The 24,323-nt window shown below is 66.6% G+C and carries 23 protein-coding genes; 14 read left to right on the forward strand and 9 right to left on the reverse strand.

Going from position 1 to position 24,323, the window contains the following annotated elements; all coding sequences use genetic code 11:
• Complete coding sequence (locus tag ACVKN3_RS10425; protein WP_354515187.1) at positions 1–1,116, forward strand: glycosyltransferase family 4 protein; 1,116 nt, start codon at positions 1–3, stop codon at positions 1,114–1,116.
• Here the strand turns inward: ACVKN3_RS10425 and ACVKN3_RS10430 are convergent.
• From ACVKN3_RS10430 to ACVKN3_RS10445, 4 genes are read right to left on the reverse strand one after another with little or no spacing between them, the layout of a single operon-like run.
• Positions 1,113–1,850: a class I SAM-dependent methyltransferase gene (locus tag ACVKN3_RS10430; RefSeq protein WP_354515189.1), complete on the reverse strand. Its 738-nt coding sequence runs from the start codon at positions 1,848–1,850 to the stop codon at positions 1,113–1,115. The genes ACVKN3_RS10425 and ACVKN3_RS10430 overlap by 4 nt on opposite strands.
• Positions 1,851–1,859: 9 nt before the next feature.
• Positions 1,860–2,831 (reverse strand): UDP-glucose 4-epimerase GalE, encoded by a 972-nt coding sequence (gene galE, locus ACVKN3_RS10435; protein WP_354515191.1) that lies wholly within the window; start codon positions 2,829–2,831, stop codon positions 1,860–1,862.
• Entirely contained in the window at positions 2,828–4,060 is a 1,233-nt protein-coding gene (locus ACVKN3_RS10440) for a glycosyltransferase (RefSeq protein ID WP_354515193.1), read from the reverse strand. The genes galE and ACVKN3_RS10440 overlap by 4 nt, the downstream gene beginning before the upstream one ends.
• A gap of 3 nt (positions 4,061–4,063) precedes the next feature.
• Positions 4,064–4,918, reverse strand: coding sequence for a glycosyltransferase family 2 protein (locus tag ACVKN3_RS10445; RefSeq protein WP_354515195.1), 855 nt, complete (start codon positions 4,916–4,918; stop codon positions 4,064–4,066).
• Between the two features lie 171 nt (positions 4,919–5,089).
• Here ACVKN3_RS10445 and pilB point away from each other — a divergent pair, with 171 nt between their 5' ends.
• The 4 genes from pilB to coaE all read left to right on the forward strand — a co-directional run bounded on the left by pilB (position 5,090) and on the right by coaE (position 9,806).
• Positions 5,090–6,817, forward strand: coding sequence for a type IV-A pilus assembly ATPase PilB (gene pilB / locus ACVKN3_RS10450; protein WP_354515197.1), 1,728 nt, complete (start codon positions 5,090–5,092; stop codon positions 6,815–6,817).
• A gap of 144 nt (positions 6,818–6,961) precedes the next feature.
• The gene (locus ACVKN3_RS10455) at positions 6,962–8,227 is read left to right on the forward strand and encodes a type II secretion system F family protein (protein WP_354515199.1); all 1,266 of its coding nucleotides are present in this window, start codon (positions 6,962–6,964) and stop codon (positions 8,225–8,227) included.
• Positions 8,228–8,307: 80 nt separating this feature from the next.
• Positions 8,308–9,177, forward strand: a complete 870-nt coding sequence (locus ACVKN3_RS10460; protein ID WP_354515201.1) for a prepilin peptidase — start codon at positions 8,308–8,310, stop codon at positions 9,175–9,177.
• Entirely contained in the window at positions 9,174–9,806 is a 633-nt protein-coding gene (gene coaE, locus ACVKN3_RS10465; protein ID WP_354515203.1) for a dephospho-CoA kinase, read from the forward strand. Before ACVKN3_RS10460 ends, coaE begins: the two co-directional genes overlap by 4 nt.
• Before the next feature lie 93 nt (positions 9,807–9,899).
• Here coaE and ACVKN3_RS10470 read toward each other — a convergent pair whose 3' ends face one another.
• The gene (locus ACVKN3_RS10470; RefSeq protein ID WP_354515205.1) at positions 9,900–11,150 is read right to left on the reverse strand and encodes a putative bifunctional diguanylate cyclase/phosphodiesterase; all 1,251 of its coding nucleotides are present in this window, start codon (positions 11,148–11,150) and stop codon (positions 9,900–9,902) included.
• Positions 11,147–12,361: an HD-GYP domain-containing protein gene (locus tag ACVKN3_RS10475; RefSeq protein ID WP_354515207.1), complete on the reverse strand. Its 1,215-nt coding sequence runs from the start codon at positions 12,359–12,361 to the stop codon at positions 11,147–11,149. The genes ACVKN3_RS10470 and ACVKN3_RS10475 overlap by 4 nt, the downstream gene beginning before the upstream one ends.
• A 258-nt stretch (positions 12,362–12,619) precedes the next feature.
• Here ACVKN3_RS10475 and msrA point away from each other — a divergent pair, with 258 nt between their 5' ends.
• Positions 12,620–13,294, forward strand: coding sequence for a peptide-methionine (S)-S-oxide reductase MsrA (gene msrA, locus ACVKN3_RS10480; protein WP_285404473.1), 675 nt, complete (start codon positions 12,620–12,622; stop codon positions 13,292–13,294).
• Here the strand turns inward: msrA and hutU are convergent, their stop codons facing one another.
• On the reverse strand, positions 13,295–14,965 hold the full coding sequence (gene hutU, locus ACVKN3_RS10485) for a urocanate hydratase (protein WP_354515209.1): 1,671 nt from the start codon (positions 14,963–14,965) through the stop codon (positions 13,295–13,297). It abuts the gene before it with no gap.
• 110 nt (positions 14,966–15,075) lie between these two features.
• Positions 15,076–15,486, reverse strand: a complete 411-nt coding sequence (locus tag ACVKN3_RS10490) for a hypothetical protein (protein ID WP_285404469.1) — start codon at positions 15,484–15,486, stop codon at positions 15,076–15,078.
• A 53-nt stretch (positions 15,487–15,539) separates the two neighbouring features.
• Here ACVKN3_RS10490 and ACVKN3_RS10495 point away from each other — a divergent pair, with 53 nt between their 5' ends.
• The 8 genes from ACVKN3_RS10495 to ACVKN3_RS10530 all read left to right on the forward strand — a co-directional run bounded on the left by ACVKN3_RS10495 (position 15,540) and on the right by ACVKN3_RS10530 (position 23,689).
• Positions 15,540–16,790, forward strand: a complete 1,251-nt coding sequence (locus ACVKN3_RS10495; protein WP_354515211.1) for an alkaline phosphatase family protein — start codon at positions 15,540–15,542, stop codon at positions 16,788–16,790.
• A gap of 36 nt (positions 16,791–16,826) precedes the next feature.
• A complete protein-coding gene (locus tag ACVKN3_RS10500; protein WP_036140358.1) occupies positions 16,827–17,219 on the forward strand; it encodes a putative signal transducing protein in 393 nt (130 codons plus the stop codon).
• On the forward strand, positions 17,220–18,005 hold the full coding sequence (locus ACVKN3_RS10505; protein ID WP_354515214.1) for a biliverdin-producing heme oxygenase: 786 nt from the start codon (positions 17,220–17,222) through the stop codon (positions 18,003–18,005). It abuts the gene before it with no gap.
• On the forward strand, positions 17,998–19,884 hold the full coding sequence (locus ACVKN3_RS10510; protein WP_354515216.1) for a GAF domain-containing protein: 1,887 nt from the start codon (positions 17,998–18,000) through the stop codon (positions 19,882–19,884). The genes ACVKN3_RS10505 and ACVKN3_RS10510 overlap by 8 nt, the downstream gene beginning before the upstream one ends.
• Before the next feature lie 41 nt (positions 19,885–19,925).
• Positions 19,926–20,627 (forward strand): arginyltransferase, encoded by a 702-nt coding sequence (locus ACVKN3_RS10515; RefSeq protein ID WP_354515218.1) that lies wholly within the window; start codon positions 19,926–19,928, stop codon positions 20,625–20,627.
• A 65-nt stretch (positions 20,628–20,692) separates the two neighbouring features.
• Entirely contained in the window at positions 20,693–21,487 is a 795-nt protein-coding gene (locus ACVKN3_RS10520; RefSeq protein ID WP_285404458.1) for a cobalamin-binding protein, read from the forward strand.
• Entirely contained in the window at positions 21,480–23,066 is a 1,587-nt protein-coding gene (locus ACVKN3_RS10525) for a sensor histidine kinase (protein ID WP_354515220.1), read from the forward strand. Before ACVKN3_RS10520 ends, ACVKN3_RS10525 begins: the two co-directional genes overlap by 8 nt.
• Positions 23,036–23,689 (forward strand): response regulator, encoded by a 654-nt coding sequence (locus tag ACVKN3_RS10530; protein ID WP_285404454.1) that lies wholly within the window; start codon positions 23,036–23,038, stop codon positions 23,687–23,689. The genes ACVKN3_RS10525 and ACVKN3_RS10530 overlap by 31 nt, the downstream gene beginning before the upstream one ends.
• 19 nt (positions 23,690–23,708) lie before the next feature.
• Here the strand turns inward: ACVKN3_RS10530 and pdxH are convergent, their stop codons facing one another.
• Complete coding sequence (gene pdxH / locus ACVKN3_RS10535) at positions 23,709–24,296, reverse strand: pyridoxamine 5'-phosphate oxidase (protein ID WP_285404452.1); 588 nt, start codon at positions 24,294–24,296, stop codon at positions 23,709–23,711.
• Positions 24,297–24,323 lie beyond the last annotated feature (27 nt).

Below are 24,323 nucleotides of genomic sequence, written 5' to 3' on the forward strand. Positions count from 1 at the left end.
GTGCGCATCGCCTTCCTTTGCAAGCGCCGTTACATGGGCAAGGACGTCGTCGACGACCGTTATGCCCGGCTCTATGAATTTCCACGACAGCTCGCGCTGTTGGGTCACGACGTCTTCGTGGAGTGTGTCGGTTACCAGGGCCAGACCGATGGTATCTGGGAACATGCCGCGGGACCGGGTCGCTTGCGTTTCCAGGCGCGCGGATTGCGCTTTCCCTGGATCACCGGGCTACTGGCCTACCCGGCGAGAGTGCTTTCCGATCTTAGGGCGTTCATGCCGGACGTAGTCGTAGGCGCGTCCGATATTCCTAATATCGTCCTTGCCGCTAATCTCGCGAATCGCCTGAAAACACCGCTCGTCGTCGACCTTTACGACAACTTCGAAGCATTCGGGCAAGCTCGGCTGCCCGGCATGGTCGGCGCGCTCCGTCGTGCAACGAAGTCAGCCGATCTGGTGACCACCACGAGCACAGCATTAGCCCGCTACGTTGCTGAGACGTATCGCCCCCACGGACGCGTCGAGCCTGTACCGAGCACTATCGACAAGACCGTCTTCCGACCGCATGACAAAGCGGCGAGCCGTGCCGAGCTGGGCCTCCCGGCCGACGCCATCCTCATTGGGACGGCCGGCGGCCTGCATCGGAGCAAGGGCATCGGCGAACTGTTCGACGCCTGGGCGCTGTTACGTGAGGACCCGCGCTTTCACCTCGTACTTGCGGGCCCCCTGGACGGCAGCATCAACCTCCCCACCGGGCCACGGGTTCACTATCTCGGTCAGCAGCCGCACAATCGCATCGCACTGTTGTTCAGCGCGCTAGATGTCGCCACGATTTGCGTCCTGGACACGCCGTTCGGCCGCTACTGCTTTCCGCAGAAAGCTTACGAGATCCTGGCGACCGGAACGACCGTTGTAGCGTCTGATGTCGGTGCGATGAGCGACCTCCTCGACGACCATCCGAGACTCCTCTACCGTCCCGGAAACCCCGCGTCGTTGGCCGCGTGTATACGGGAGCAGATCGACCGGCCCGATGTCGTGGATATCCCGATCGATGACTGGTCCGCCGTGATGGGGCGCCTGGCGCCGCTCATTTCGCGTTTGGTGAAAACAAAAACCTAGCGACGCCGGGCCCATGCGACGATGCCGTCGCCAAGGTCGAATCGATAGAACAATCGCTGTAGCCACGTAAACGGAATGAAGACGTTTCCGCCGACGACGCGCAGCACGCGATCAATGACACGCGGCTTGGCCTGTGCGCTGCGCACACTCCGTTCTTCTGCGGAAAGGCCGGCAAAATCGTCCTCCCTCCCATCGATCAGCCGATTGGAAACCCGTCGGGTCAGTTCGGTGACGGGCCAGCCGTAGTTGATCAGGTGAATGTCAGCAAAGCCACTGGCTTCTAGCAAAGCCCGCATCTCGCTCCGTTCATATCGGCGAACGTGCCCGACCATCGTATCGGAAGGTCCGAATTTACGTTGATGCGCTGGCACAGACACGAGAATGCGCCCGCCTGGGCGAAGCTTCTTTGCCCAGCCTTGAAGAACCTCGCGATCATTGTCGATGTGCTCTAGCACTTCGAACGCCAATAGGTAATCCATGGAATCGTCTTCGATCTCGTCGATTCGATCCACGATCCGCATGTGCGCGCCGCGATCGGCAAATCGGCGGCGCATTTCAAGGCGGCTGCTGTCCCCGAGGTCATGCGCAACCCCGGTAAACCCCCGCGCAAGGAAGATGGAAGACATATGACCGGTGCCGGCGCCAGCCTCGAAGAATCGGCCGCCCGGCCACGTTTTGGAAACGTCCGCAATGCAGGCTTCTCGCAGGACGAGCTTCGGTTGCTTCTTCGCCATTATCGTCGCTCAGTAAAGTCGATTTCGGTGCCATGCCCAGGCGGAGTCCACAAGATGGTCTACGTCGCTGAGAGCGGGCGACCAACCCAGTTCCTGGTAAGCACGGTCAGCCATCGCGACCAGCCGGGCGGGGTCGCCCTGCCTACGCGGCACAATCTGAAAAGGAACGACGCGCCCGGTAACCCGCTGCACGGCGTCGATGATCTCCATCACCGAGCAACCGCTGCCTGTGCCAAGGTTGAAGCTATGCGCGCCTCCGTTAACACGCAGGTATTCCGCTGCCAACAGGTGTGCACGCGCCAGATCGTTGACGTGGACATAATCGCGAATACACGTTCCGTCCGGCGTATCGTAGTCATTTCCGAACACCTGTAGCGTCGACTGGCCCTCGGCGGAGCGAAGCACGTTCGGTATCAGATGCGTCTCTGGCTCGTGAGACTCGCCAATGCCGCCGTCCGGATCCGCACCCGCGGCGTTGAAGTACCGCAAGGACACCGAGCGCAAGCCGTACGCCGTTGCCGCTTCGCCGAGCAGACGTTCGACGACAAGCTTGCTCGAACCGTAAGGATTTATAGGCGACAGTGCGGCATTCTCGCTGAGGCGCACCGAAGACGGCACTCCGTAAACGGCAGCGGTTGATGAGAAAACGATGCGTCCCACGTCGGCACGACGCATCGCATCGAGAAGCGCGATGGTGCCACCGACGTTATTCCGGTAGTAGCCAATAGGGTCGGCTACCGAATCGCGGACGATCGAGAACGCCGCGAAGTGAAAAACCACATCCGGCCGCCATGTCTGGATGGCCTGTAGCAACGCGGAGGTGTCTAGTAGGCTCGCTTCGATCAGCGGCGTATCGCCTACGGCCTCACGGTGACCCGTCACGAGATTGTCGTAAACAAGGACATCGTGACCACCCTTCCGCAAAGCCCGCACCATGTGCGAACCGATGTAGCCGGCCCCGCCGCAGACGAGCGCCTTCATGGACGGCTTCCCGCAAGGGCATCGGCCAGCAGACTCGCGTAGCGCGCGGCGATCACGTTCCAGTCAACGACAGACGCCGCTCGCACCTTAGCCGCTGCCGCAACCGCAGCGCTTCGCGAAGGATCCGCCAGACAAGCAAGGATAGTGGTTGTAAGCACCCCCGGTGCTGCGGGGTCAACTCGGTAGGGACGTGCCTCTGGGCCAAGCAGGTCATCCAGACCGGCAACCTCACCAACAACGAATGGGCATCCCATGGCCACCGCCTCCATCAAGGCGACCGGCAGCCCCTCCTGATCACCGGACGAGTCGCGCACGAATGGCGCGACAAAGAGGGCGGCGCGACGATACATCGCCGGCAGCGCGGACTGCGACATCGCTCCCGCGAACACCACATGCGATGCCATGCCCAACTGCCGGGAAAGCGCTTCCAGCGATTCCCGTTCAGGACCGAATCCCACCACGCGAAGAATGACGTCCGGCCGTGCGTGGACGATGGCGGGCATGGCTTCGATGAGATATCGCAGGCCTTTCTTAGCGACAAGGCGGCCGACAAACAGGAGCTCCGACGCAGAACGATCCGAGACGGGGCCACTTGCGAATCGCCCTTCGATGTCGACGCCCATGGGTATGACCTCCACCCGAGACACTGGCAGGCGAAGCGATCCGACCTCGTGGCGCATCGCCTCACTGACGACCGACATGGCGACTGCGTTGGCCGCTACCCAACGCTTCAACGCGCGGAACGGCGCCGGCCGGAAGCCAAACAGGTCGCCGCCGTGGGACGTGACAACATACGGCCTGCGGCCAGACGCGGCACGCGCAACCACGCCGGGGGAGATCAGCCAGTGAGCGTGGACGACATCGACAACACGGCGCCGCATGACGCGCCGGGCGGCAACGTACTGCATGAACACGAAAGATGGAACCAGCAGCCACTTCCAGCGCGACCGCCGGAGGTTGGTTGCAATGCCACCATCGTTGACGAGGGTTTGAAGACGGCGCGGCGCATACCGATATCGCATCACGTCGACGCCATCCAAACGTCCTGACGGCTCCGCGCCAGGTGCGTCCGGCACGACGGCGATGACCTGGAACCGATCGGTCAGGCGTCGGCATAGCTCGTGTACGAATGCGGGCTCGTGATCGTTTCCCCAGCGTGGATAGGTGGATGCGAGCACAAGGACCGTCGGCTTACCAGAGGCCGCGCCGTGTTCATTCGCCACTGTCACGGATCAGTCCGTGCGCCGGTACGTCAGCGCCGTAATCTGCTCGGAGATCAGGCCGATAAGAAAAACGATGACCGAAGCGCTCCACATAAGCGCACTGCCGTTGGTAAGACGTCCGTAGCTCAGGTATGTAAACGCGTAATTGGCGCAACCGAGCATAAAAAAGGCGGCGCTTACGGGCACGAAGAGTTTGAGTGGCGAATACAACGTGGCGATCTTGAAGATAATCAGCAGGAAACGCACGCCGTCCTTGATCGGCTTGATGTGGCTCTTGCCGATTCTCTGTGCCGCCTTGATCGGCTCGTAGGCAACGCCGTAGGCACTCCGAAAAAACGCCATCGTGCTCGTCGTGGGATACGAGAAGCCGTTGGGAAGCAGGTGCATGAATTCACGGAACCGGCTCGCCCTTGCGACCCGGAAGCCTGATGTGAGATCGGCCACCGTCTGACCAGTCATCCTGCTTGCGAGCCAGTTGTACACCGTATTGGCTACACCGCGCCCTACGCCCGCCTGACTCTCCCAGTCGCGCGCGCCAACCACCATGTCATACCCCTGCTCAAGGCGCGCAAGCAAGCGCGCCACATCCGCAGGATCATGCTGTCCATCTCCATCCATAAACACGAGGATATCCCCCGACGCCGCCCGTGTGCCCCGCTTGATCGCCGCCCCATTCCCCATCGAATAAGGCGAAGACAGACACACAACCCCCGCCGCCGCACACACCGCACGCGTCTCATCCGTCGACCCGTCGTCCACCACGATGATCTCCGCCCCCGGCTGGGCAGCCGTCAGGCGCGGCAACAGGTCTTTCAGTGCAGCCGCCTCGTTCTTGGCGGGCAGGATGATACTTATACGGCTCAAGAGAACTCCCCTTTGGTCGTTGAATCATAAGGGATATCCCTGCATCGAAACGAGGGCCCGACGCCGGTCGTGCGCTTGCCGGAGGGCACGCGACTTCACATCCGCGGAGGTGACCAAACCCACAATCTAGAGTAGATTCAGGCGCATATCTCGGGGAAGACGGGACCCTACATGGCTTCACAAATGCACTCCCCCATGCTGGCGGGACTTACCGGCATGGCCCGGCGCCTCGTCAACGAGGGTGTCATGGCCGAGGCCGACGTTCGCAAGGCGGTACAGGATGCCGCCGAGAAGCGATCGTCGCTGTCCGCCTGGCTGGTCGACCACCACCTGGTCGAGAGCGCCAAGCTCTCCCAGGTGGCGTCCGCCGAGTTCGGCATGCCCCTCATGGACATCGGCGCCATGGCCACGGCCAACATGCCCCTGGACCTGGTCACCGAGGCGCTGATCACCAAGCACCAGGCGCTGCCGCTGTTCAAGCGCGGCAAGCGCCTGTTCGTGGGCATCGCCGACCCGATGCAGTCCCACGCACTGGACGAGATCAAGTTCCACTCCAACCACATGGTCGAGCCCGTGCTGGTCGAGCGCGGCCAGCTGCGCCGGGTGATCGACACCGCGCTGGCGGCCATGAACAACTCGGTGCCGGCCTTCGAGGACGGCGGCCTGGACGAGCTGGCCCTGGAAGGCAGCGACGAGGAAGGCGACGTCACCACCGGCATCGATGCCAACGCCAACGACGACGCGCCCATCGTCAAGTTCGTCAACAAGGTGCTAGTCGACGCGATCAAGCGCGGCGCCTCGGACATCCATTTCGAGCCCTTCGAAGCCATCTACCGAGTGCGCCTGCGCATGGACGGCATCCTGCGCATCGTCGCCACGGCGCCCAACAAGCTGGGCAACCGCATCGCCTCCCGCCTGAAGGTCATGAGCGGCCTGGACATCGCCGAGCGCCGCGTGCCGCAGGATGGCCGCATCAAGCTCAACCTGACCAAGACCCGAGCCATCGACTTCCGCGTCAGCACGCTGCCCACGCTGTTCGGCGAGAAGATCGTGCTGCGTATCCTGGACGGCTCCTCGGCCAAGCTGGGCATCGACAAGCTGGGTTACGAGGAGGTCCAGAAAAACCTCTACCTGAACGCCATCGAGAAACCCTACGGCATGGTGCTGGTCACCGGCCCCACCGGCTCCGGCAAGACGGTCTCGCTGTACACCGCGCTGAACATCCTCAACACCGAGGGCCGCAACATCTCCACGGTGGAAGACCCGGTCGAAATCCGCGTCGAGGGCATCAACCAGGTCCAGCAGAACGTCAAGCGCGGCATGACCTTCGCCGCCGCCCTGCGCTCCTTCCTGCGCCAGGATCCGGACGTCATCATGGTCGGCGAGATCCGCGACCTGGAAACCGCGGAGATCGCGGTCAAGGCTGCGCAGACCGGCCACATGGTGTTGTCGACCCTGCACACCAACGACGCGCCGCAGACCATCGCGCGCCTTATGAACATGGGCATCGCGCCTTACAACATCATCTCGTCGGTCACCCTGATCATCGCCCAGCGCCTGGCCCGCCGGCTGCACGACTGCAAGCGGCCGATCCAGCTGCCCCCGGCGGCGTTGCTGGCCGAGGGCTTCAGCCAGGACGAAATCGACGCCGGGATCACCATCTACGAGGCCGTCGGCTGCGACAGCTGCAACGAGGGCTACAAGGGCCGCGTGGGCATCTACCAAGTCATGCCGCTGGTCGAGGATATCCAGCAGATCATCCTGGAGGGCGGCAACGCCATGCAGATCGCCGACGTGGCGAAGAAGGCCGGCATCAACGACCTGCGCGCCTCCGCGCTGCTCAAGGTCCGCAACGGCGTCACCAGCCTGGCCGAGATCAACCGTGTCACCAAGGACTGACGGTCTCGTCAGCCAACGAGACCGGTAAAGATGTGCGCCAGATGGCAGAAACCCACCCGGCGCTCCGTTCAAACTAGAATAAGAGCAGGGGCCGACCGCACGGCGGCGGCCACCTGAAGCATCCACCCGGGGGAACACCGCGTCATGGCTATCGCCACCGCCAGCAAGAATGCGCGCGCCATGGGCGCCGCGCGAGCCGCCGTAAGCGCGCTCGTCATGTACGACTGGATCGCGCTGGACAAGCGCGGCAAACGCATGAAGGGCGAGATGCAGGCGAAGAACGCCTCCCTCGTCAAGGCGGAGCTGCGCCGCCAGGGCATGAACCCCCAGCAGGTGCGCGAGCGGACCAAGCCGATGTTCGGCGGCTCGGGCAAGAAGGTGAAACCGCAGGACGTGGCCATCTTCAGCCGCCAGATCGCCACGATGATGGCCTCGGGCGTGCCCATGGTGCAGGCCTTCGACATCATCGCGCAGGGTCAGAAGAACGTCCGCTTCAAGAACATGCTGATCGACGTCAAGACCGACATCGAAGGCGGCGCGTCGCTGCACGAGGCCCTGGGCCGTTACCCGGTGCAATTCGACGAGCTCTACCGCAACCTGGTCCACGCCGGTGAATCCGCCGGTGTGCTCGATACCGTGCTGGACACGGTGGCCACCTACAAGGAGCGGATGGAGGGCATCAAGAAGAAGATCAAGAAAGCCCTCTTCTACCCGATCATGGTGCTGGTGGTGGCCCTGCTGGTGTCGATGATCCTGCTGCTGTTCGTGGTGCCGGTGTTCCAGCAGACCTTCGCCGAGGCCAAGGCCGAGTTGCCCGCGCCCACGCAGTTCGTCGTCTCGGCGTCCAAGTTCATGCAGTCGTACTGGTGGCTGGTGATCGGCGGCATCGTCGGCTCCGTCGCGGCGCTCATCTTCGCCAAGAACCGCTCGCAGAAGTTCGCTCACTTCCTGGATCGGTTCTCGCTGAAGATCCCGGTCATCGGCGATCTTCTGCACAAGTCGGCCATTGCCCGCTTCGCGCGTACGCTGGGCGTCACCTTCCACGCTGGCGTACCCCTGGTGGAGGCCCTGGACGCGGTGTCGGGCGCCACCGGCAGCGTGGTCTACGGCAACGCGGTGAAGCAGATGCGCGACGACATCGCCGTCGGCCACCAGCTGCAGCTGGCCATGCGCCAGACCAACCTGTTCCCGAACATGGTGGTGCAGATGACCGCCATCGGCGAGGAGTCCGGCTCGCTGGATTCCATGCTGTTCAAGGTGGCCGAGTTCTACGAAGAAGAAGTGAACACCGCGGTGGACACCCTCAGCAGCCTGCTCGAGCCGTTCATCATGGTGATCCTCGGCGTCCTCGTCGGTGGCATGGTCATCTCCCTGTACCTGCCGATCTTCAAGCTGGCCGGCACGGTCTGACCGCGCACCCGCCGCGCGATGCACAATAGGAACCCTTCGCCCTCGCGGGCGGAGGGTTTTTTCTTGACCACGGATATTCCATGCCCGACATGCCCCTCGCTCTCTGGATCGGCCTTGCCGGCGTCTTCGGCCTGCTGGTCGGCAGCTTTCTCAATGTGGTGATCCTGCGCGTGCCCGCACGCATGCAGGCCGAGTGGCGCCGGCAGGCGCGCGAGGTGCTGGAACTGGACACGGTGGACGAGCCGCTACCGCCCGGCGTGGTGGTGGAGTCGTCGCACTGCCCGCGCTGCAAGCATCCGCTGGCCGCGCGCGACAACATCCCGCTGCTGGGCTGGCTGCTGCTGCGCGGGCGCTGCCGATATTGCCGCGAGCCGATCTCCATCCAGTATCCCCTGGTCGAGCTGCTGGCCGGACTGGCCAGCGCCGCGGTGGTCTGGCGGTTCGGGCCGACGCCCGGCGCGGCGGCCGGCCTGGTGCTGACCTACTTCCTCATCGCCTTGTCCGGTATCGACGCACGCACCCAGTTGCTGCCGGACGAGCTGAATTACCCGCTGCTGTGGATCGGCCTGGCCCTCTGCCTGGTGCCGGCCTGGCAGCCGCTGCCCGTCGAGCCTACCTCGGCCATCCTCGCCGCCCTGCTCGGCTACCTCAGTCTGTGGAGCGTCTACTGGCTGTTCAAGCTGCTGACCGGCAAGGAAGGCATGGGCCATGGCGACTTCAAGCTATTGGCTGCGCTGGGCGCCTGGATGGGCCCGTTGTCCCTGCTGCCCATCGTCATGCTGTCGTCCCTCATCGGTGCCCTGGTGGGCGGTGCGCTGATCCTGCTGCGGCGCCATGGGCGTGAGGTGCCGATCCCCTTCGGCCCCTACATCGCGGCCGCCGGCTGGGTCTGGTTGCTGCTGGGCGACCGCTTGCTCGGGGCCTACCTGAGCGCCACGGGTCTGCGATGAGCGGCTTCGTGGTGGCACTCACCGGTGGTATCGCCTCCGGCAAGAGCGCCGTCGAGCGACGCTTCGAGGCACGCGGCATTCATGCCTACGACGCGGACGTGGCGGCTCGCGCCGTGGTGGAGCCGGGCTCGCCCGCGCTGGCCGAGGTGACGCGTGTCTTCGGTGCCGGCGCGCTCGACCGGGACGGCCGGCTGGACCGTGCGGCGATGCGCCAGCGGGTGTTTGACGATCCCTCGGCCCGAGCGGCACTGGAAGGCATCCTGCACCCGCGCATCCGTGCCTGGCTGCGGGCGGCAGCGGACGCCGACACCGGACCCTACTGCATCCTGTCCATTCCGCTGCTGGTGGAGAACCGGGCGCACTACGACTGGGTGAATCGTGTGCTGGTGGTGGATGCGTCGGAAGCGACACGCATCGCGCGGCTGGTCCGGCGTGACGGCATCGATGAGGCGCTGGCGCGGAAGATGGTTGCGGCGCAGGCGCGGCGGGAGGATCGCCTGGCGATCGCCGACGATGTGGTGGTCAATGAGGGGGATGAGTGGGCGCTGGACGCGGAGATCGAGGCGTTGGATCGGCGTTATCGCGGATGGGGGTCGCCTGCAGGGCGGGCTCCTACAGCGGCACCGTAGGAAGTGGCGATGGCAGCGTGGCGGGTAACGACACGGTAGGCCGTGGCGATGGCATCGTGGTGCACGGCGGCACGGTTGCACGCCGCGAGGGCGTCAGACCATCGCCACGGCAGCCAGGCGTTCCTGGACGAAGGCTTCGGCGGGCATAGGACGGCCGATGTGGTAGCCCTGCACCAGGTCGCAGTCCATCTCGACCAGGCGACGCAGGGTGAATTCGTCTTCCACGCCTTCCGCGATGGCTTCCAGGCCGAGGCGATGCGCTACGTCGATCATGGCCTGCACCAGCAGCTCGGTACGGCGGTCGCCGCGCATGGCGTCGACGAAGCTGCGGTCGATCTTCAGTTCGGTCGCGGGGAAATGGCGCAGGTAGGCGAACGACGCATAACCGGTGCCGAAGTCGTCGATGGCCACGCGCACGCCGCAGTCGCGCAGGCGGCGCAGCACGCGCACGCTCATGTCCATGTCGGTGAGCAGGGCCGTTTCGGTGATCTCCACGATCACCGACTGTGGCGGCACGCCCCAGATCTCGATGGCGCCCAGCACCTGCTCGGCAAAGCCCTGTTCGACGAACACACGCGGCGACAGGTTGATCGCCACGTCCATCGGACAGCCGCCCCGATGCAACGCGGCCGCATGGCGCAGCGATGCGTTGAGGCTCCATCGGGTCAACGGCACGATGAGGTCGCTGCGCTCGGCGAACGGGATGAAATCGTTCGGCCCCACGACCACCTGGGCGGCCGTGGTCCAGCGCGCCAGCGACTCCACCCGGCTGATCTCGCCCGTGCGCAGGTCGTGCAGCGGCTGGAAGGCGACTTGCAGCCGGTTGGCCTCGATATCCTCGCGCAGCTCGCCGTAGAGGATCTCGACGGGGGTCACGTCCGGTTTGTAGATGGCGAAGGCTTCGCCGATACGCAGTGCTTCGTCGTGGGCCAGTTCGGCGCGGCGGTACAGCCATTCGGCAGTGACGCCATGGTCCGGATGGATGGCCACGCCGACCACGGCGCGCCCGTGCCAGGGGCGCTCGCCGCGCAGCAGCGCCTTGTCGAACGCGGCCACGATACGCGTGGCGGCCAGCAACGCATGCGTGCGGTTACGCACCATCGGCAGCACGACGACGAAGGTGTCGTCGCCGGCGACGAACACCGTGTCCACGTGGCGCACCGCGTCCACGATGCGCTCGCGCGATGCCAGCATCACCTCGCTGCCGAAGTCGTAGCCGAAGCGAAGCTGCGCCTCGCGCATGCCTTGCAGGCGCACGATCAGCACCGCGCACGGGCCCGCATCCACCGACGACCTGTCGAGGATGGCCTGTACCGCCGGCAGGATGTGCGCCCGCTCGTTCATGCCGTGAAATATTCCCGTGGATCGATGCCGTAGGCATTGGACGGCAACGTACGCAGGATTTCCCGGCGTACCACATCCACCTGGCGCATGAGATCCACGATCAGGAAATCGTCGAGGTGGCTCTTGTCCGGCCGCGTGAGGATAGCCACGCGTGGCTGCAGACGCCGCGACTGGTTCTGCACCATCACGATCGCCACCTCACCGGTGTTGAGTTCCACCAGGGTGCCGGTGGGATACACGCCCAGGCACGCCTGGAACTGTTCGACCAGCTCGCCCTGGAACCCATGGTCGCGGCCCTTGTACAGCTCGCGCAACGCCGTGTGCTGGGACACCGCTGCCCGATAGGGCCGCGGCGTCGACATCGCGTGGTAGGTATCGATGATCGCCGCCATGCGGCCGGCCAGGGGGATCGAGGTGCCGGCCAGGCCGGACGGATAACCGGAGCCGTCGAAGCGTTCGTGGTGGGTCAGCACCATGTCGCGCACCTCGTCGTCGAGGACGCCCGAATGATCGAGGATGGCGACACCCTCGCCGACGTGCTGGCGGGCGAGATCCCATTCGTCGTCGTTGAGAGGGCCATCACGACCCAGCAGCTCTTCGGGCAACTGCGACTTGCCCACGTCCATCAGCAGGCCGCCCGCCGCCAGGCTGACGATGGCGTCGCCTTCGAAACCCATGTGGCGACCGAAGGCGGCCGCCAGGGTGCTGCATCCGATCGCGTGCTGGTAGGTATAGCCGTCCCGTCGGCGCAGGCTCTCGATCCAGAAGAAGGCATCGCCACTGCGCAGGACGCTTTCCACCATGGGGCGTACCGCGTTCTCGATGGCCTGCGGTTCCACGGGGCGGCCCTGACGGAGGTCATCCACCATCTGGATCGCGAAATCGGCCACGGTGTCGTACGCCGCCCTGGCGCGCGGCATCTCGTCGTCGAACGACGCGGTGTCGGTATAGGCATGGCGGCTGACCAGGCGCGTGCTGGTAGCCGGCCGGACGACGACAGCCGGCTTGGCCTTGGCCACCACGCTGGGCGGCCTGAGCGAACGATCCGGGCCGACGTGGCGCTGCGTGTCCACGAACACGTATTTGCAGAACCGGCTGAGCGATTCGATGTCCTCACGGGACGTGATGGGCAGGCCCTGCAACGGGAAGGGGGTGTCCGACCAGTCGCAGTCCAGGCGACTGACGTACATGCCGATCTCGAGATCGGTCACGAAGACACGTCGTTCTACCAGGTCATACGCCACGTTTTCCCTCCTTTCTCAACGGTATTCTCGACGCATGTGAGATCCCTGTCGGGTGCGTCGCCGAACGAGCGGCGGACTCTACCGTGTCACGCGCATCGGGTGCTTAACGGCGCGTCTGGCCGATTCTGTAGGTACACGAACGTGAAGGCGGACTTCACATCCTGTCAGGTTTTCGCGGGTACACCGGTCTCATGTATCAGGTCATGCCGACCGGGAGAAAAAGCCATGTCTCGTCGTTCCCTGTTGCCCGCGCTGCTCGTCGCCCTCACCGCCTGCTCGGCCGCGTCCGCACGTGACGAAGGTGTACGACTGCCGGCGCCTGCCGTGGATGCCACGCCGGCCTCGGGCGAGGCTACCGCCGTCTTCGCCGGCGGCTGTTTCTGGGGCGTGGAGGGCGTGTTCCAGCACGTGCGCGGCGTGAAAAGCGTTCGCACGGGCTATGCCGGTGGCGATGCGCAGCATGCCAACTACGACGATGTGAGCGAGGGCGATACCGGCCACGCCGAGTCGGTCAAGGTGGTCTACGACCCCACCCAGGTCACCTACGGCCAGCTGCTGCAGGTGTTCTTCTCGGTGGCGCAGGACCCCACCCTGCTGAACAGGCAGGGACCCGACAGCGGCACGCAGTACCGCTCGGCCATTTTCTACAACTCGCCGGATCAGAAGAAACTGGCCGAGGCCTACATCGCCCAGCTCACCGCGGCCAAGGCGTTCCCCAGCCGCATCGTCACGGAAGTCGCCCCACTGAAGGGCTTCTACCTGGCCGAGGCGGAGCACCAGGACTACATGCGCCTGAACCCGGATGCCATGTACATCGCGATCAACGACCGCCCCAAGGTGCTGGCCCTGCAGCGGATCTACCCGGAGCGGTACGTGACCTCGTGGGCCAACGGGCGCTGATTACAGCATCGGCAGGTTGAGGCCCTGCTCCCGGGCACAATCGATGGCGTCGGCATAACCCGCGTCGGCGTGACGCATGACGCCGGTGCCGGGGTCGTTCCAGAGCACGCGGGCCAGCCGGCGGTCGGCGGCTTCACTGCCGTCGGCCACGATGACTACGCCGCTGTGCTGGCTGTAACCCATGCCGACGCCGCCACCGTGGTGCAGGCTGACCCACGTGGCGCCGCCGGCGACGTTGAGCATGGCATTGAGCAGCGGCCAGTCGCTCACCGCATCGCTGCCGTCGCGCATGGCCTCGGTCTCGCGGTTGGGGCTGGCGACCGATCCGGAATCCAGGTGGTCGCGTCCGATGACCACGGGCGCCTTCAGTTCGCCATGGCGGACCATCTCGTTGAAGGCCAGCGCCAGGCGATGCCGCTGGCCCAGGCCGACCCAGCAGATGCGGGCGGGCAGGCCCTGGAAACTGATCCGCTCGCGCGCCATGTCCAGCCAGCGATGCAGGTGCGGATCGTCGGGGATCAGCTCCTTGACCTTGGCGTCGGTCTTGTAGATGTCTTCCGGGTCGCCGGACAGGGCCACCCAGCGGAACGGGCCGATGCCGCGGCAGAACAGCGGACGCACGAACGCTGGCACGAAACCAGGGAAGGCGAACGCGTCGGTGAGCCCTTCATCCTTGGCCATCTGGCGGATGTTGTTGCCGTAGTCGAAGGTCGGTACGCCCTGCCGGTGGAAGGCGAGCATGGCCTCGACGTGCACGCGCATGGACGCCTTGGCCGCCGCGGCGGTACCGGCCGGGTCCGTGCGTCGACGCTCGAGCCATTGTTCCACCGTCCAGCCGGACGGCAGGTAACCGTTGACCGGATCGTGTGCACTGGTCTGGTCGGTCACGGCATCCGGACGCACGCCACGGCGAACCATCTCGGGCAGCACGTCGGCGGCGTTGCCCAGCAGGGCCACCGACACGGCGCGCCCCTCTTTCGCGTAGCGATCCAGCCGCGCCAGCGCATCGTCCAGGTCGGTGGCCTGTTCGTCGACGTAGCGCGTCTTCAGGCGGAAATCGATGCGGCTCTGCTGGCATTCGATGGAGAGCGAGGACGCACCGGCCAGCGACGCGGCCAGCGGCTGCGCGCCACCCATACCGCCCAGGCCGGCGGTGAGTATCCAGCGACCGGTCAGTGAGCCGCCGTAGTGCTGGCGACCCATTTCCACGAAGGTCTCGTAGGTGCCCTGCACGATGCCCTGCGAGCCGATGTAGATCCACGAACCGGCCGTCATCTGGCCGTACATCATCAGGCCCTTGCGATCCAGCTCGTTGAAGTGCTCCCAGTTCGCCCACGCCGGCACGAGATTGGAATTGGCGATGAGCACGCGCGGCGCATCCGGGTGGGAAGGAAACACACCGACCGGCTTGCCCGACTGCACCAGCAGCGTTTCGTCATCACCCAGTTCACGCAGGCTGCGCAGGATGGCGTCGAAGCATTCCCAGTTCCGGGCCGCGCGGCCGATGCCGCCGTAGACCACCAGCTCGGCGGGGTTTTCCGCCACCTCGGGGTCGAGGTTGTTCTGCAGCATGCGATACGCGGCTTCGGTGAGCCAGCTGCGGCAGGTCAGGTCGGTGCCGCGCGGGGCGCGCACGGTGCGGGTGGTGTCGATGCGCGTGGCAGCCGTCATCGGGAAACTCCGGAATGCGGGGAATCCCGATTATGGGCGTGCCACGCCATTGCCCGCCAGCGGCGACGCAGCAATCACCGGCCCGTCGGGTCGGCGCGGCTTGCAGCGGATCAGCGGCCGGCGGAACCCGTGCGTGCCGGCGCGGTACTGCCGCGATTGAGCGAGTCGTTCTGGTACTGGCGGTCCGCCGCGTCCTGGCGAGCGCGATTGAGCTGGTCCTGGCTGCGCTGCGCATTGTCGATCTGATTGCGCATCGCGGGGTCGGTGGTGTTGTTACGCTGGATGGTGCTGTTGTTCTGCTGCAGCTGCTGGCGTACCGCGTTCTGGTTCTGCGCGTTCTGCAACTGCTGGCGATCCACCTGGCGCTGCCACTGCTCGGTATGCGAGGGCGTGGCGATCACCGCCTGCGGGCGCGGCGGCGGCGCAGCGGCGGGCTTCACCGGCTGGGTCTGGGCGAGTGCCGCGACCGGAATCGCAAGAAAAAGCATCGACAGCACGAGATTGCGTGATGAATTGGTCATGAGACTCCGCCATCATGGGGGGATTGTTCGATAGTGAGCCTACGTTTTTCCCCATGAACGCCACGTTTTCCCGCTGCGCCGCGATCTTCACGCTGATCGCCACACTTGTCCTCGCCAGTTGCGTCACCCACCCTGCCGCGTCCGACCGCCCCGCCGTGCTGCTGGTGTCGATCGATGCCTTCCGCCCCGATTACCTGGAGCGCGGCGTCACGCCCAACCTGCTGGCCCTGGCCGGCGATGGCGCGCGTGCGACCTACATGCTGCCCTCGTTTCCCTCGCTGACCTTCCCCAACCACTACACGCTGGTCACCGGCCGCGTGCCGGACCACCACGGCATCGTCAACAACACCATGGTCGATCCGGTGCTGGGCAAGTTCAGCCTGGGTAACCATGCTGCGACCAGCGACGGCCGCTGGTGGTCGGATGCCGAACCGATCTGGGTCACGGCGCAGAAGGATGGCCTGCACACGGCCACCATGTTCTGGCCGGGCACCGAGGCCGCCATCCACGGCGTGCGTCCCGACCACTGGATTCCCTTCGACGATTCGCTGACCTCGCGGGCCCGCGTCGACAAGCTGCTGTCGTGGATCGACGAGCCGGGCCCGAAGCCGGCTTTCGACACCCTTTATTTCGACGCCGTGGACCACGCCGGCCACGCGTTCGGCCCCGACTCGCCGGAGGTGAACGCTGCCCTGCGCGAGGTGGACGATGCCCTCGGCTACCTGGTGGCCGAACTGCGCCGCCGCGGGCTGTACGACCGGACCAACCTGGTCGTGGTGTCCGACCACGGCATGGCCGACGTACCGGTGGGCAATATCGTCTTCGCCGACGAGGAAACCGATCTGGACGCCCTGGACCCGGTGGCCTTCGGCGTGGTTTCCGCCTTCAACCCGAAGCCGGGGGTGGACGCATCGGCCGCCGAGGCCCGCCTGCTCGGCCCGCATGCGCACATGCGCTGCTACCGCAAGCAGGACCTGCCCCCGCGGCTGAACTACGGCAGGCACCCCCGTGTTCCCGCCCTGATCTGCATGGCGGACACGGGCTGGGCGATCATCTCGCACGAGGCGCTGGCAAAGCGCACGGTGCCGATGTCCCGCGGCGAGCACGGCTACGACAACCTGGCGCCGACCATGCGCGCGCTGTTCGTGGCGCGCGGCCCGTCGATCCGCCGCGGCGTCACGCTGGCGCCGTTCCCCAACGTCGATGTCTATCCCTTGCTGGCCTACCTGCTCGGCATCGACCCGCTGCCGAACGACGGCCACCTGGACGACCTGCGCGCCGCCCTCGTCGCCCCGCCCCACTGAGGCGCGCCGGGGCCGGCAATCCCGTAGAATCCGGCCATGCGCCAGATCTATACCTCACCCCGCCCCGAGAACATCGACCGGATCGTCGCCTTGCTCACCGAGCACGCGATCGAGACGACTGTCACCAACCGCTCGACCTGGAACCGCCCGACCTACCAGCGCTTCAGCTACTCGCAGCGGCAGTCCGACCGGGACAGCTGGCCGCAGGTGTGGGTGAAGAGCGCCGACGACTTCCCCCAGGCCCGCACCCTGCTCAAGGAGATGGGCATCGAGCCGGTCATCCGCTTCCAGGAAGAGTTGCAGATGCACCGCGATCCGGACCGTCGTCCGGTGGCCCAGCGCACGGCCTCCCGCGTGCGCCTGATGGTGCTGGCCGTGGTCGTGGGCGTCATGTTGATCGTGATCCTCAAGGCCACGCAGGTCCTCTGAGTGCACGACACCGTCGATCATCGCGCCGCGCACGTGCTGTTGCGCGAAGCGACCCGTGACGACCACGAGGACACCGAGGCATCGGACGGCATGCGCCGGCTGATGGACGGGATGCTTAGCGAAGCGGGATACGCCGCGTTGCTGCGTGCGCAGTTGGGCCTGTTCGAGGCCTGGGAGGCGGAGCGGGGGGCGTGGTTGCGGGGTGCTGCGGCCGGGGCCGGATGGGCGTATGTGTCGCGGGCGGGGTTGCTGCGGGAGGATCTGGGGATGGGGCGTGGCGAGCCGGGGCGTGATGGCGATCTGGCTATCGCCCACATCGTGGGCTCCTACACAGGCGAGGATTCGCAGGCCGGCCGCCCCCCTGTAGGAGCCCACGATGTGGGCGATCCACCCCACGAGGTACCGCAAGCTGGCCGTGCCCCCGTAGGAGCCCACGATGTGGGCGATCCCCCCCGCGAGGTACCGCAAGCTGGCCGCGCCCCCGTAGGAGCCCACGATGTGGGCGATCCAACCCACGACACCCCCACCGCCTGGGGCGAACTCTACGTCGTCGAAGGCTCCGCCCTCGGCGGCCGCCTCATCGCACGCCGCCTGCGCGAGCTCTACCCGGATCGCGAACACCGCTTCTACGCCGTGGGCGAAGACGCCCCGTCCGCATGGCGCCGTTTCCAGCACCTCCTCGACACCCACCTGCCCGACGATGCCTCCTGCCGTGCCGCCGTCGATGGCGCACGAGGGATGTTCGCCCGTTTTCGCCGGACGCTGAAGGAACCCACCGATGTCTGACCTTCCCGACCTCACCGCCTGCGATCGCGAGCCCATCCATATTCCGGGATCCGTCCAGCCCCACGGCATGCTGATCGTCGTCGATGCGGCGACGCAGACGATCCTCCAGGTCAGCGAGAACGTGACCCCCTTGCTCGGTGTCGACCTCGCCGCCGCGCTGGGTGCCCCGCTGGACACGTTGCTCGGCCTCCCCTCGGACCTGTTCGTCGACGACGAGCGCCCGGCGCATACGCCCTGGGTCGCGGTGACCTTCCCGCACGACGCCGGTCGCGGTGGCTGGCATGCCAGCGTCCATGCCTACGACACCCGCTGGATGATCGAACTGGAGCCACGCGAAAGCGCCTTCGACGAGGACCCGCTGCGGATCGCGTTCGACTTCGCGCACAAGCTGGAACTCGACGGCAACGTGCAGCGCGCGGCGTCCCGCGTCGCCCGCACCATCCGTGGCGCGCTGGGTTACGACCGGGTCATGGTCTACCGCTTCGACCACGACTGGCACGGCGAGGTGATCGCCGAGGCCCGCGACGACGACCTGGAGGCCTACCTCGGGCTCCACTACCCCGCCACCGATATTCCCGTGCAGGCGCGCGCGCTCTACCTGCGCAACCGCGTCCGCCAGATCAGCGACTGCCGCTACGTTCCCTCGCCCATCCTGCCGGCCTTCGACCCGCAGACCGGAGCCCCCACGGACCTGAGCGACGTCTCGCTGCGCAGCGTGTCGCCGGTGCACCTGGAATACCTGGGCAACATGGGCGTCACCGCCACCCTGGTCGCCTCGATCATCACCAACGGCCGGCTCTGGGGCCTGGTGTCGTGCCACCACTACCGGCCGTTCTTCGCCGACCATCGCATGCGTGAAGTGGCCGATGCCGTTGCCCGGACGTTCGCCATGCGCGTGGCGGCCATCGAGGAAATGGACAAGGTGGAGGTGGAGAGCACGCTGCTGACCGTGCGCGAGAAACTGATCACCGCGTTCAACGAAAGCGACCGCATCGATCCCGACCTGCTGGCCACGCTGGCGCCGGAGCTGCTGGAAGTGGTCGATGCCGACGGCGTGGCCATCTTCTCGGGCAACCACGTCATCCGCCACGGCCATCTGCCCGCCGAGGACGCCCTGCTGCGCATTCGCGACGTGGTGGCCACCTCCGACACCCCGACCGGAGCCGATGGCATCACGGGCGTGCTCAACACCGACGAGATCGGCAGGCACTATCCCGAACTGGCCGAGGCCGAGTTCGCCAGCCTGGCCGCGGGCATCATCTTCATGCCGCTGCAGGCGGATTCGCACAACGTGCTGATCTGGACGCGCGCGGAGCAGGTACGCAACGTGCGTTGGGCCGGCAACCCGGCCCTGACCAAGCTCGAGGTCATCCCCGGCGCGCGCCTGTCGCCCCGACAGAGCTTCTCGTCGTGGCAGGAGACCGTACGCGGCCGCTCGCGGCCGTGGTCGCGCCAGCACCTGGATTCCGCGCGCGGCCTGCGCGTGCTCATCGAGATGATGGAGCGCAAGCATTACCAACAAAGCTTCGCGCTGATGCGCGCCTCGCTGGCGCGTCTTCCCGATGCCATCGCGATCACCGACGCCAGCCACGCGGACTGGCGCGAGTGCCAGATCGTCTTCGTCAACGACGCCTTCGTCCGCGCCACCGGCCATCGCGCCGAGAGCGTGGCGGGTCTGATCATCGGCAACCTCCTGGTCGGCGACCTGGCGCTGCTCGCGCGGCGTACGGGTACGGTGGACGCCGGCGAAGCCGCCCGGATCGCCGTTTCGATGCGCAAGGCCGACGGCGGGGTACTGCACGGTCGACTCGAACTGGAACCGGTGCTGGATGCCGCCGGCGTGATCACCCACTGGATGTCGGTCTACCACCCGGCCTGAGCGCCGCCGACATCCCCAAATAGACGCGATAAGATCGGTCCATGACCGATCGCGTCCGCCTGTTCCAGACCTTGCCGCACGCCTGCGGCTATTTCGCCGAGCGGACGGCACAGAACCTGGTGATCGATCCGGGGGCGCCCCATCTCGACCGGCTCTACGGCCAGGCCCTGGCGAAGGGCTTCCGCCGGGCCGGCAGCCACCTCTACCTGCCGCAGTGCGCTACCTGCCAGGCTTGCGTGCCTTGCCGTATCGACGTGGAACACTTCACGCCGGATCGCACCCAGCGGCGATGCCTGAAGCGCAACGCCGATATCGACGTGAGTGAGGCGATGCCCGGGTTCACCGCCGAACGCCACGCGCTCTACGAACGCTACCTGCGCACGCGGCATGCCGGCGGCGGCATGGACACGGCCGACGAAGAGGATTTCCAGCGTTTCCTGGCCGCGCCGTGGAGTCCCACCATGTTCCTCGAGATGCGCCGTGAGGGCCGCCTGCTCGGCGTCGCGGTGACCGATATCGCCCTTACCGGCGTCTCGGCGGTCTACACGTTCTTCGAACCCGACGAGGCGGCACGCAGCCTGGGCACCTTCGGCATCCTCCAGCAGGCCGCCCTCGCCCGGCGTCGCGGCATTCCCTATGTCTACCTGGGTTTCTGGATCGCGGGGCACCCGAAGATGGACTACAAGCGTCGCTTCCACCCCCTGGAAATCCGGCAACAGGGTCGCTGGATCGCGATGCCCTGACGGCGGCGTTGGCCGAGGGCGTCCGGAACGGTGACAATCGGGGCCTGTCACGCTCCGGAGTCGTCATGGGCCCCCGCCGCATCGTCTGCCTCACCGAGGAACCCACCGAGACCCTGTACCGGCTCGGCGAGCAGGATCGCATCGTGGGCATCAGCGGCTTCACGGTGCGGCCGCCGGAAGCACGCCGCGACAAGCCCAAGGTCAGCGCCTTCACCAGCGCGAAGATCGACCGCATCCTCGCGCTGCAGCCGGACCTGGCCGTGGGCTTTTCCGACATCCAGGCGGATATCGCCCAGGCCCTGATCAAGGCCGGGGTCGAGGTATGGATTTCCAATCACCGCAGCGTGGAAGGCATCCTCGACTACATCCGCCGTCTCGGCGCCCTGGTCGGTGCGGCCGCTCGTGCGAACCAGCTGGCGGATGAGCTGGCACGCGGACTGGACGACGTGCGCGAGGCCTCCGCGCGCTTGCCCTGCCGTCCGCGCGTGTATTTCGAGGAGTGGGACGATCCCTGCATCTCCGGCATCCGCTGGGTCTCGGAACTGGTCGCGATCGCAGGCGGCGACGACGTGCTGCCCCATCGGGCCATCCAGTCGCTGGCCCGCGACCGGATCGTCGGCGATCCGGCGGAAATCATCGCCACCGCGCCGCAGATCATCATCGGCTCGTGGTGCGGCAAGCGCTTCCGGCCCGAACAGGTGGCTGCCCGCGCCGGCTGGGAAGGCGTGCCGGCCATCCGCGACGGCGAACTTCACGAGGTGAAATCCCCGCTGATCCTGCAACCGGGCCCGGCCGCGCTCACCGACGGCCTGGCCGCCCTGCGCCGCATCATCCATGGCTGGAGCGTGCGGCATGGCTGAGGCGCGTGCCGGCCGCGACGAGGATGCCGGCCGCGGCGCGATGTGGCTGGGTGGCGTGTTCGTTGGCTGCATGGCGGCGCAGTTGCTGTCGTACGCGCTGTGGAGCCGGCAAGGCGGCACGCACATCGTCTGGTTTCCGGGCGCGGTACTGCTCGGCGCCTTGCTGGCCACGCCGCCGCGTCGCTGGCCGTGGCTGGTGACGTCCGCGTTCGCAGGGCTGCTGGTCGTCTGCGTGGGTCTGTTCCGCCTGCCCCTGGGAGATACGATGGCCGTGCTGGGCGCCGCGCTGGCCCCTACGCCTGCCGCCGCCTGGGCACTGCGCCACGTGCATGGCGATACACCGCTGCTGCAGGACATCGGCAAGCTGCTGGTCCGCGGTGCCATCGCCGTCGTCGCCCTGCCGATCGGCTCCGCCCTGCTGATCGGGCTGGTCGCACCGCATACCGCGTTTACCGGATCCGTGCTGGGCGACGGGACCAACCTCGCGCTGGCCCATGCCCTGGGCTACGTGCTCTACCTGCCCGCGTGGACCAGCCTGCGCAGCCCCGATGCTTCCGTACGGCACGCCGGGCGCGTGCCGCCGGTATTCGTGGCCGCCATGGCTTGCGCCATCGCCCTGCTGGGCGTGGCCTGGTACGCCGTGGGTGCGCGTCCCGGGCTGTTACCGCTCCTGTGCCTGGCCCCCGCACCCATCCTCGTCGCCGCCTGCCTGCGCGCGCAGATGGCCGGCAGCTCGGCCGCGATGTTCGTGATCGTGGTGATGGCCGCGCAACTGAGCGTCGGCGGCCATGGTCCCTTCGTCGCCGCCAGCCTGCAGGACACCACGCTCGCGGTGCAGTTGTGGACGCTGGGGGCCACGCTGTGCGCGATCGCGGTGAGCGCCCTCGTGGAACAACGCCAGGCGGGCCAACGCGCGCTGGACAACGCGCGCAACGACATGCGCGAGCTGGCCGGGCGGCTGATCGCGACGCAGGAGCAGGAGCGTGCCCGCCTGGCGCGCGACCTGCACGACGACATCAACCAGCGCCTGGCCGCCGCCTCCATCGACCTGAGCGCGCTGCGCCGCCGCGTTCCCGCTGCACAGGCCGGCGAGGTCGGCCACGTGCAGGCACAGGTCATGGCGCTGGCGGAAGACCTGCGGCTCATGTCGCACCAGTTGCATCCCGGCTGGCTCAGCCATGCCGGCCTGCAGGAGGCCCTGCAGGCGCTGTGTACGTCGACCGGTCGATCGGGGCCGCCGCGCATCGACCTGTCCGTGCCGCCGGACGCCGCCACGCTGCCCGGCGAGGTCGCCCTGTGCGTCTACCGCATCGCCCAGGAGGGGCTGCGCAATGCGCTGGACCACGCCGGGGCATCGCAGGTGACCATCGCCGTGGCGATCGGCGCCGACCATGCCGCGCTGCACATCGCCGACGATGGACGCGGTTTCGATCCCGAGCGGTTGCCGGTCCACGCGTCCGGCATCGGCCTTATCAGCATGAACGAGCGGGCCAGGTTGCTCGGAGGTCGTTTCGATCTCCGCAGCGCGCCCGGTAAAGGAGTCCAGCTATGCGTCCATCTGCCCCTGGCAAGCCCGTGAACGTGCAGGCCCGTCCACGCCTCATCTTCGCCGACGACCATCGCATGGTCGCCGAGGGCATCGTCCGCTTGCTGGAACCCGACTACGACATCGTGGCGGTGGCAGAGGATGGCGGCGCGCTGCTTGAGGCCGTCCGTCGCGAGGTGCCCGACCTGGTGCTTTCGGATATCAACATGCCCCGCGGCAACGGCCTGGAAGTGCTCAAGGCATTGCGCGAACGTGGCGACACCACGCCGTTCGTGATCCTCACGATGCATGCCGAGCCGTCGCTTGCCAACATCGCGATGAAGGCGGGCGCGAACGGCTACGTGCTGAAGATGTCGGCGGGCGAGGAACTGCTGCTGGCCCTGCGCCGTGTGCGTGAGGGCGACACCTATGTCACGCCGTCGCTCGGCGTGCATGCGACAGCCCGCCTGCCGAACGAGATGCGCGAGCTGACCCCGAAACAGCGCGAGGTGCTACGCATGGTGGGCCAGGGGTTGCGCTCGCGCGAGATCGCCGAGCGGATGGGCCTGTCGGCACGCACGGTCGAGGCGCACAAATACATGATCATGCAGATCCTGGGCGTGCACAGCACGCTGGAACTGGTGCGCCGCTCGGAAGACCTGGGGCTGTTGCTCTAGCCCCGTTCGGCGCGCGGATTCAGGGGTAGAGCATCCGGCTGGACCAGGCCGTGCCGCCATCGGTGTGCACGAAGCGCTCGTGCAGGCGGTAGCGCGCGCCGTACCAGAACTCCACGCGATCCGGCTGCATCAGGTAGCCACCCCAGTGTGGCGGACGCGGCACATCGCGGCCTTCGAACTCGGCCTCGTAGTGCGCCACGCGTTCTTCGAACGTGGCGCGGTCGGGCAGCGTCTCGCTTTGCCTGGACGCCCAGGCGCCGATGCGGCTGCCACGCGGGCGGCTGGCGAAATAGGCATCCGACTCCGCGTCATCCAGGAACTGCACGCGGCCTTCGAAGCGCACCTGCACGCCTTCGCGGATCTGCTTCCAGTGGAAGCACAGCGCGACCTGCGGGTGCTCGGCCATTTCACGGCCCTTGGCGCTTTCGCGGTTCGTGTGGAAACGCAGGCCGTGCGCATCGATGCCCTTGAGCAACACGATGCGCGAGTGCACGCGCCCGCTGGCGTCGGCGGTGGCGAGGTTCATCGCCGTGGGCTCGCGATCGCCGCTGGCCTTGGCCTCGTCGAGCAGGCCATGGAAGGTATCGAGGATATCGGGTGTGAGCATCGTGGCTGGGTTTCGGGCCAGGGGATC

The sequence above is a fragment of the Luteibacter sp. PvP120 genome (genome assembly GCF_054055715.1).

Excerpts from the sequence above, each read along its gene's own strand:
- ACVKN3_RS10430 (WP_354515189.1), bottom strand. The coding sequence starts at position 1,850 with ATGGCGAAGAAGCAACCGAAGCTCGTCCTGCGAGAAGCCTGCATTGCG.
- galE (WP_354515191.1), bottom strand. The coding sequence starts at position 2,831 with ATGAAGGCGCTCGTCTGCGGCGGGGCCGGCTACATCGGTTCGCACATG.
- pilB (WP_354515197.1), top strand. The coding sequence starts at position 5,090 with ATGGCTTCACAAATGCACTCCCCCATGCTGGCGGGACTTACCGGCATG.
- ACVKN3_RS10455 (WP_354515199.1), top strand. The coding sequence starts at position 6,962 with ATGGCTATCGCCACCGCCAGCAAGAATGCGCGCGCCATGGGCGCCGCG.
- ACVKN3_RS10460 (WP_354515201.1), top strand. The coding sequence starts at position 8,308 with ATGCCCGACATGCCCCTCGCTCTCTGGATCGGCCTTGCCGGCGTCTTC.
- coaE (WP_354515203.1), top strand. The coding sequence starts at position 9,174 with ATGAGCGGCTTCGTGGTGGCACTCACCGGTGGTATCGCCTCCGGCAAG.
- ACVKN3_RS10470 (WP_354515205.1), bottom strand. The coding sequence starts at position 11,150 with ATGAACGAGCGGGCGCACATCCTGCCGGCGGTACAGGCCATCCTCGAC.
- msrA (WP_285404473.1), top strand. The coding sequence starts at position 12,620 with ATGTCTCGTCGTTCCCTGTTGCCCGCGCTGCTCGTCGCCCTCACCGCC.
- hutU (WP_354515209.1), bottom strand. The coding sequence starts at position 14,965 with ATGACGGCTGCCACGCGCATCGACACCACCCGCACCGTGCGCGCCCCG.
- ACVKN3_RS10490 (WP_285404469.1), bottom strand. The coding sequence starts at position 15,486 with ATGACCAATTCATCACGCAATCTCGTGCTGTCGATGCTTTTTCTTGCG.
- ACVKN3_RS10495 (WP_354515211.1), top strand. The coding sequence starts at position 15,540 with ATGAACGCCACGTTTTCCCGCTGCGCCGCGATCTTCACGCTGATCGCC.
- ACVKN3_RS10500 (WP_036140358.1), top strand. The coding sequence starts at position 16,827 with ATGCGCCAGATCTATACCTCACCCCGCCCCGAGAACATCGACCGGATC.
- ACVKN3_RS10510 (WP_354515216.1), top strand. The coding sequence starts at position 17,998 with ATGTCTGACCTTCCCGACCTCACCGCCTGCGATCGCGAGCCCATCCAT.
- ACVKN3_RS10515 (WP_354515218.1), top strand. The coding sequence starts at position 19,926 with ATGACCGATCGCGTCCGCCTGTTCCAGACCTTGCCGCACGCCTGCGGC.
- ACVKN3_RS10520 (WP_285404458.1), top strand. The coding sequence starts at position 20,693 with ATGGGCCCCCGCCGCATCGTCTGCCTCACCGAGGAACCCACCGAGACC.
- ACVKN3_RS10525 (WP_354515220.1), top strand. The coding sequence starts at position 21,480 with ATGGCTGAGGCGCGTGCCGGCCGCGACGAGGATGCCGGCCGCGGCGCG.
- ACVKN3_RS10530 (WP_285404454.1), top strand. The coding sequence starts at position 23,036 with ATGCGTCCATCTGCCCCTGGCAAGCCCGTGAACGTGCAGGCCCGTCCA.
- pdxH (WP_285404452.1), bottom strand. The coding sequence starts at position 24,296 with ATGCTCACACCCGATATCCTCGATACCTTCCATGGCCTGCTCGACGAG.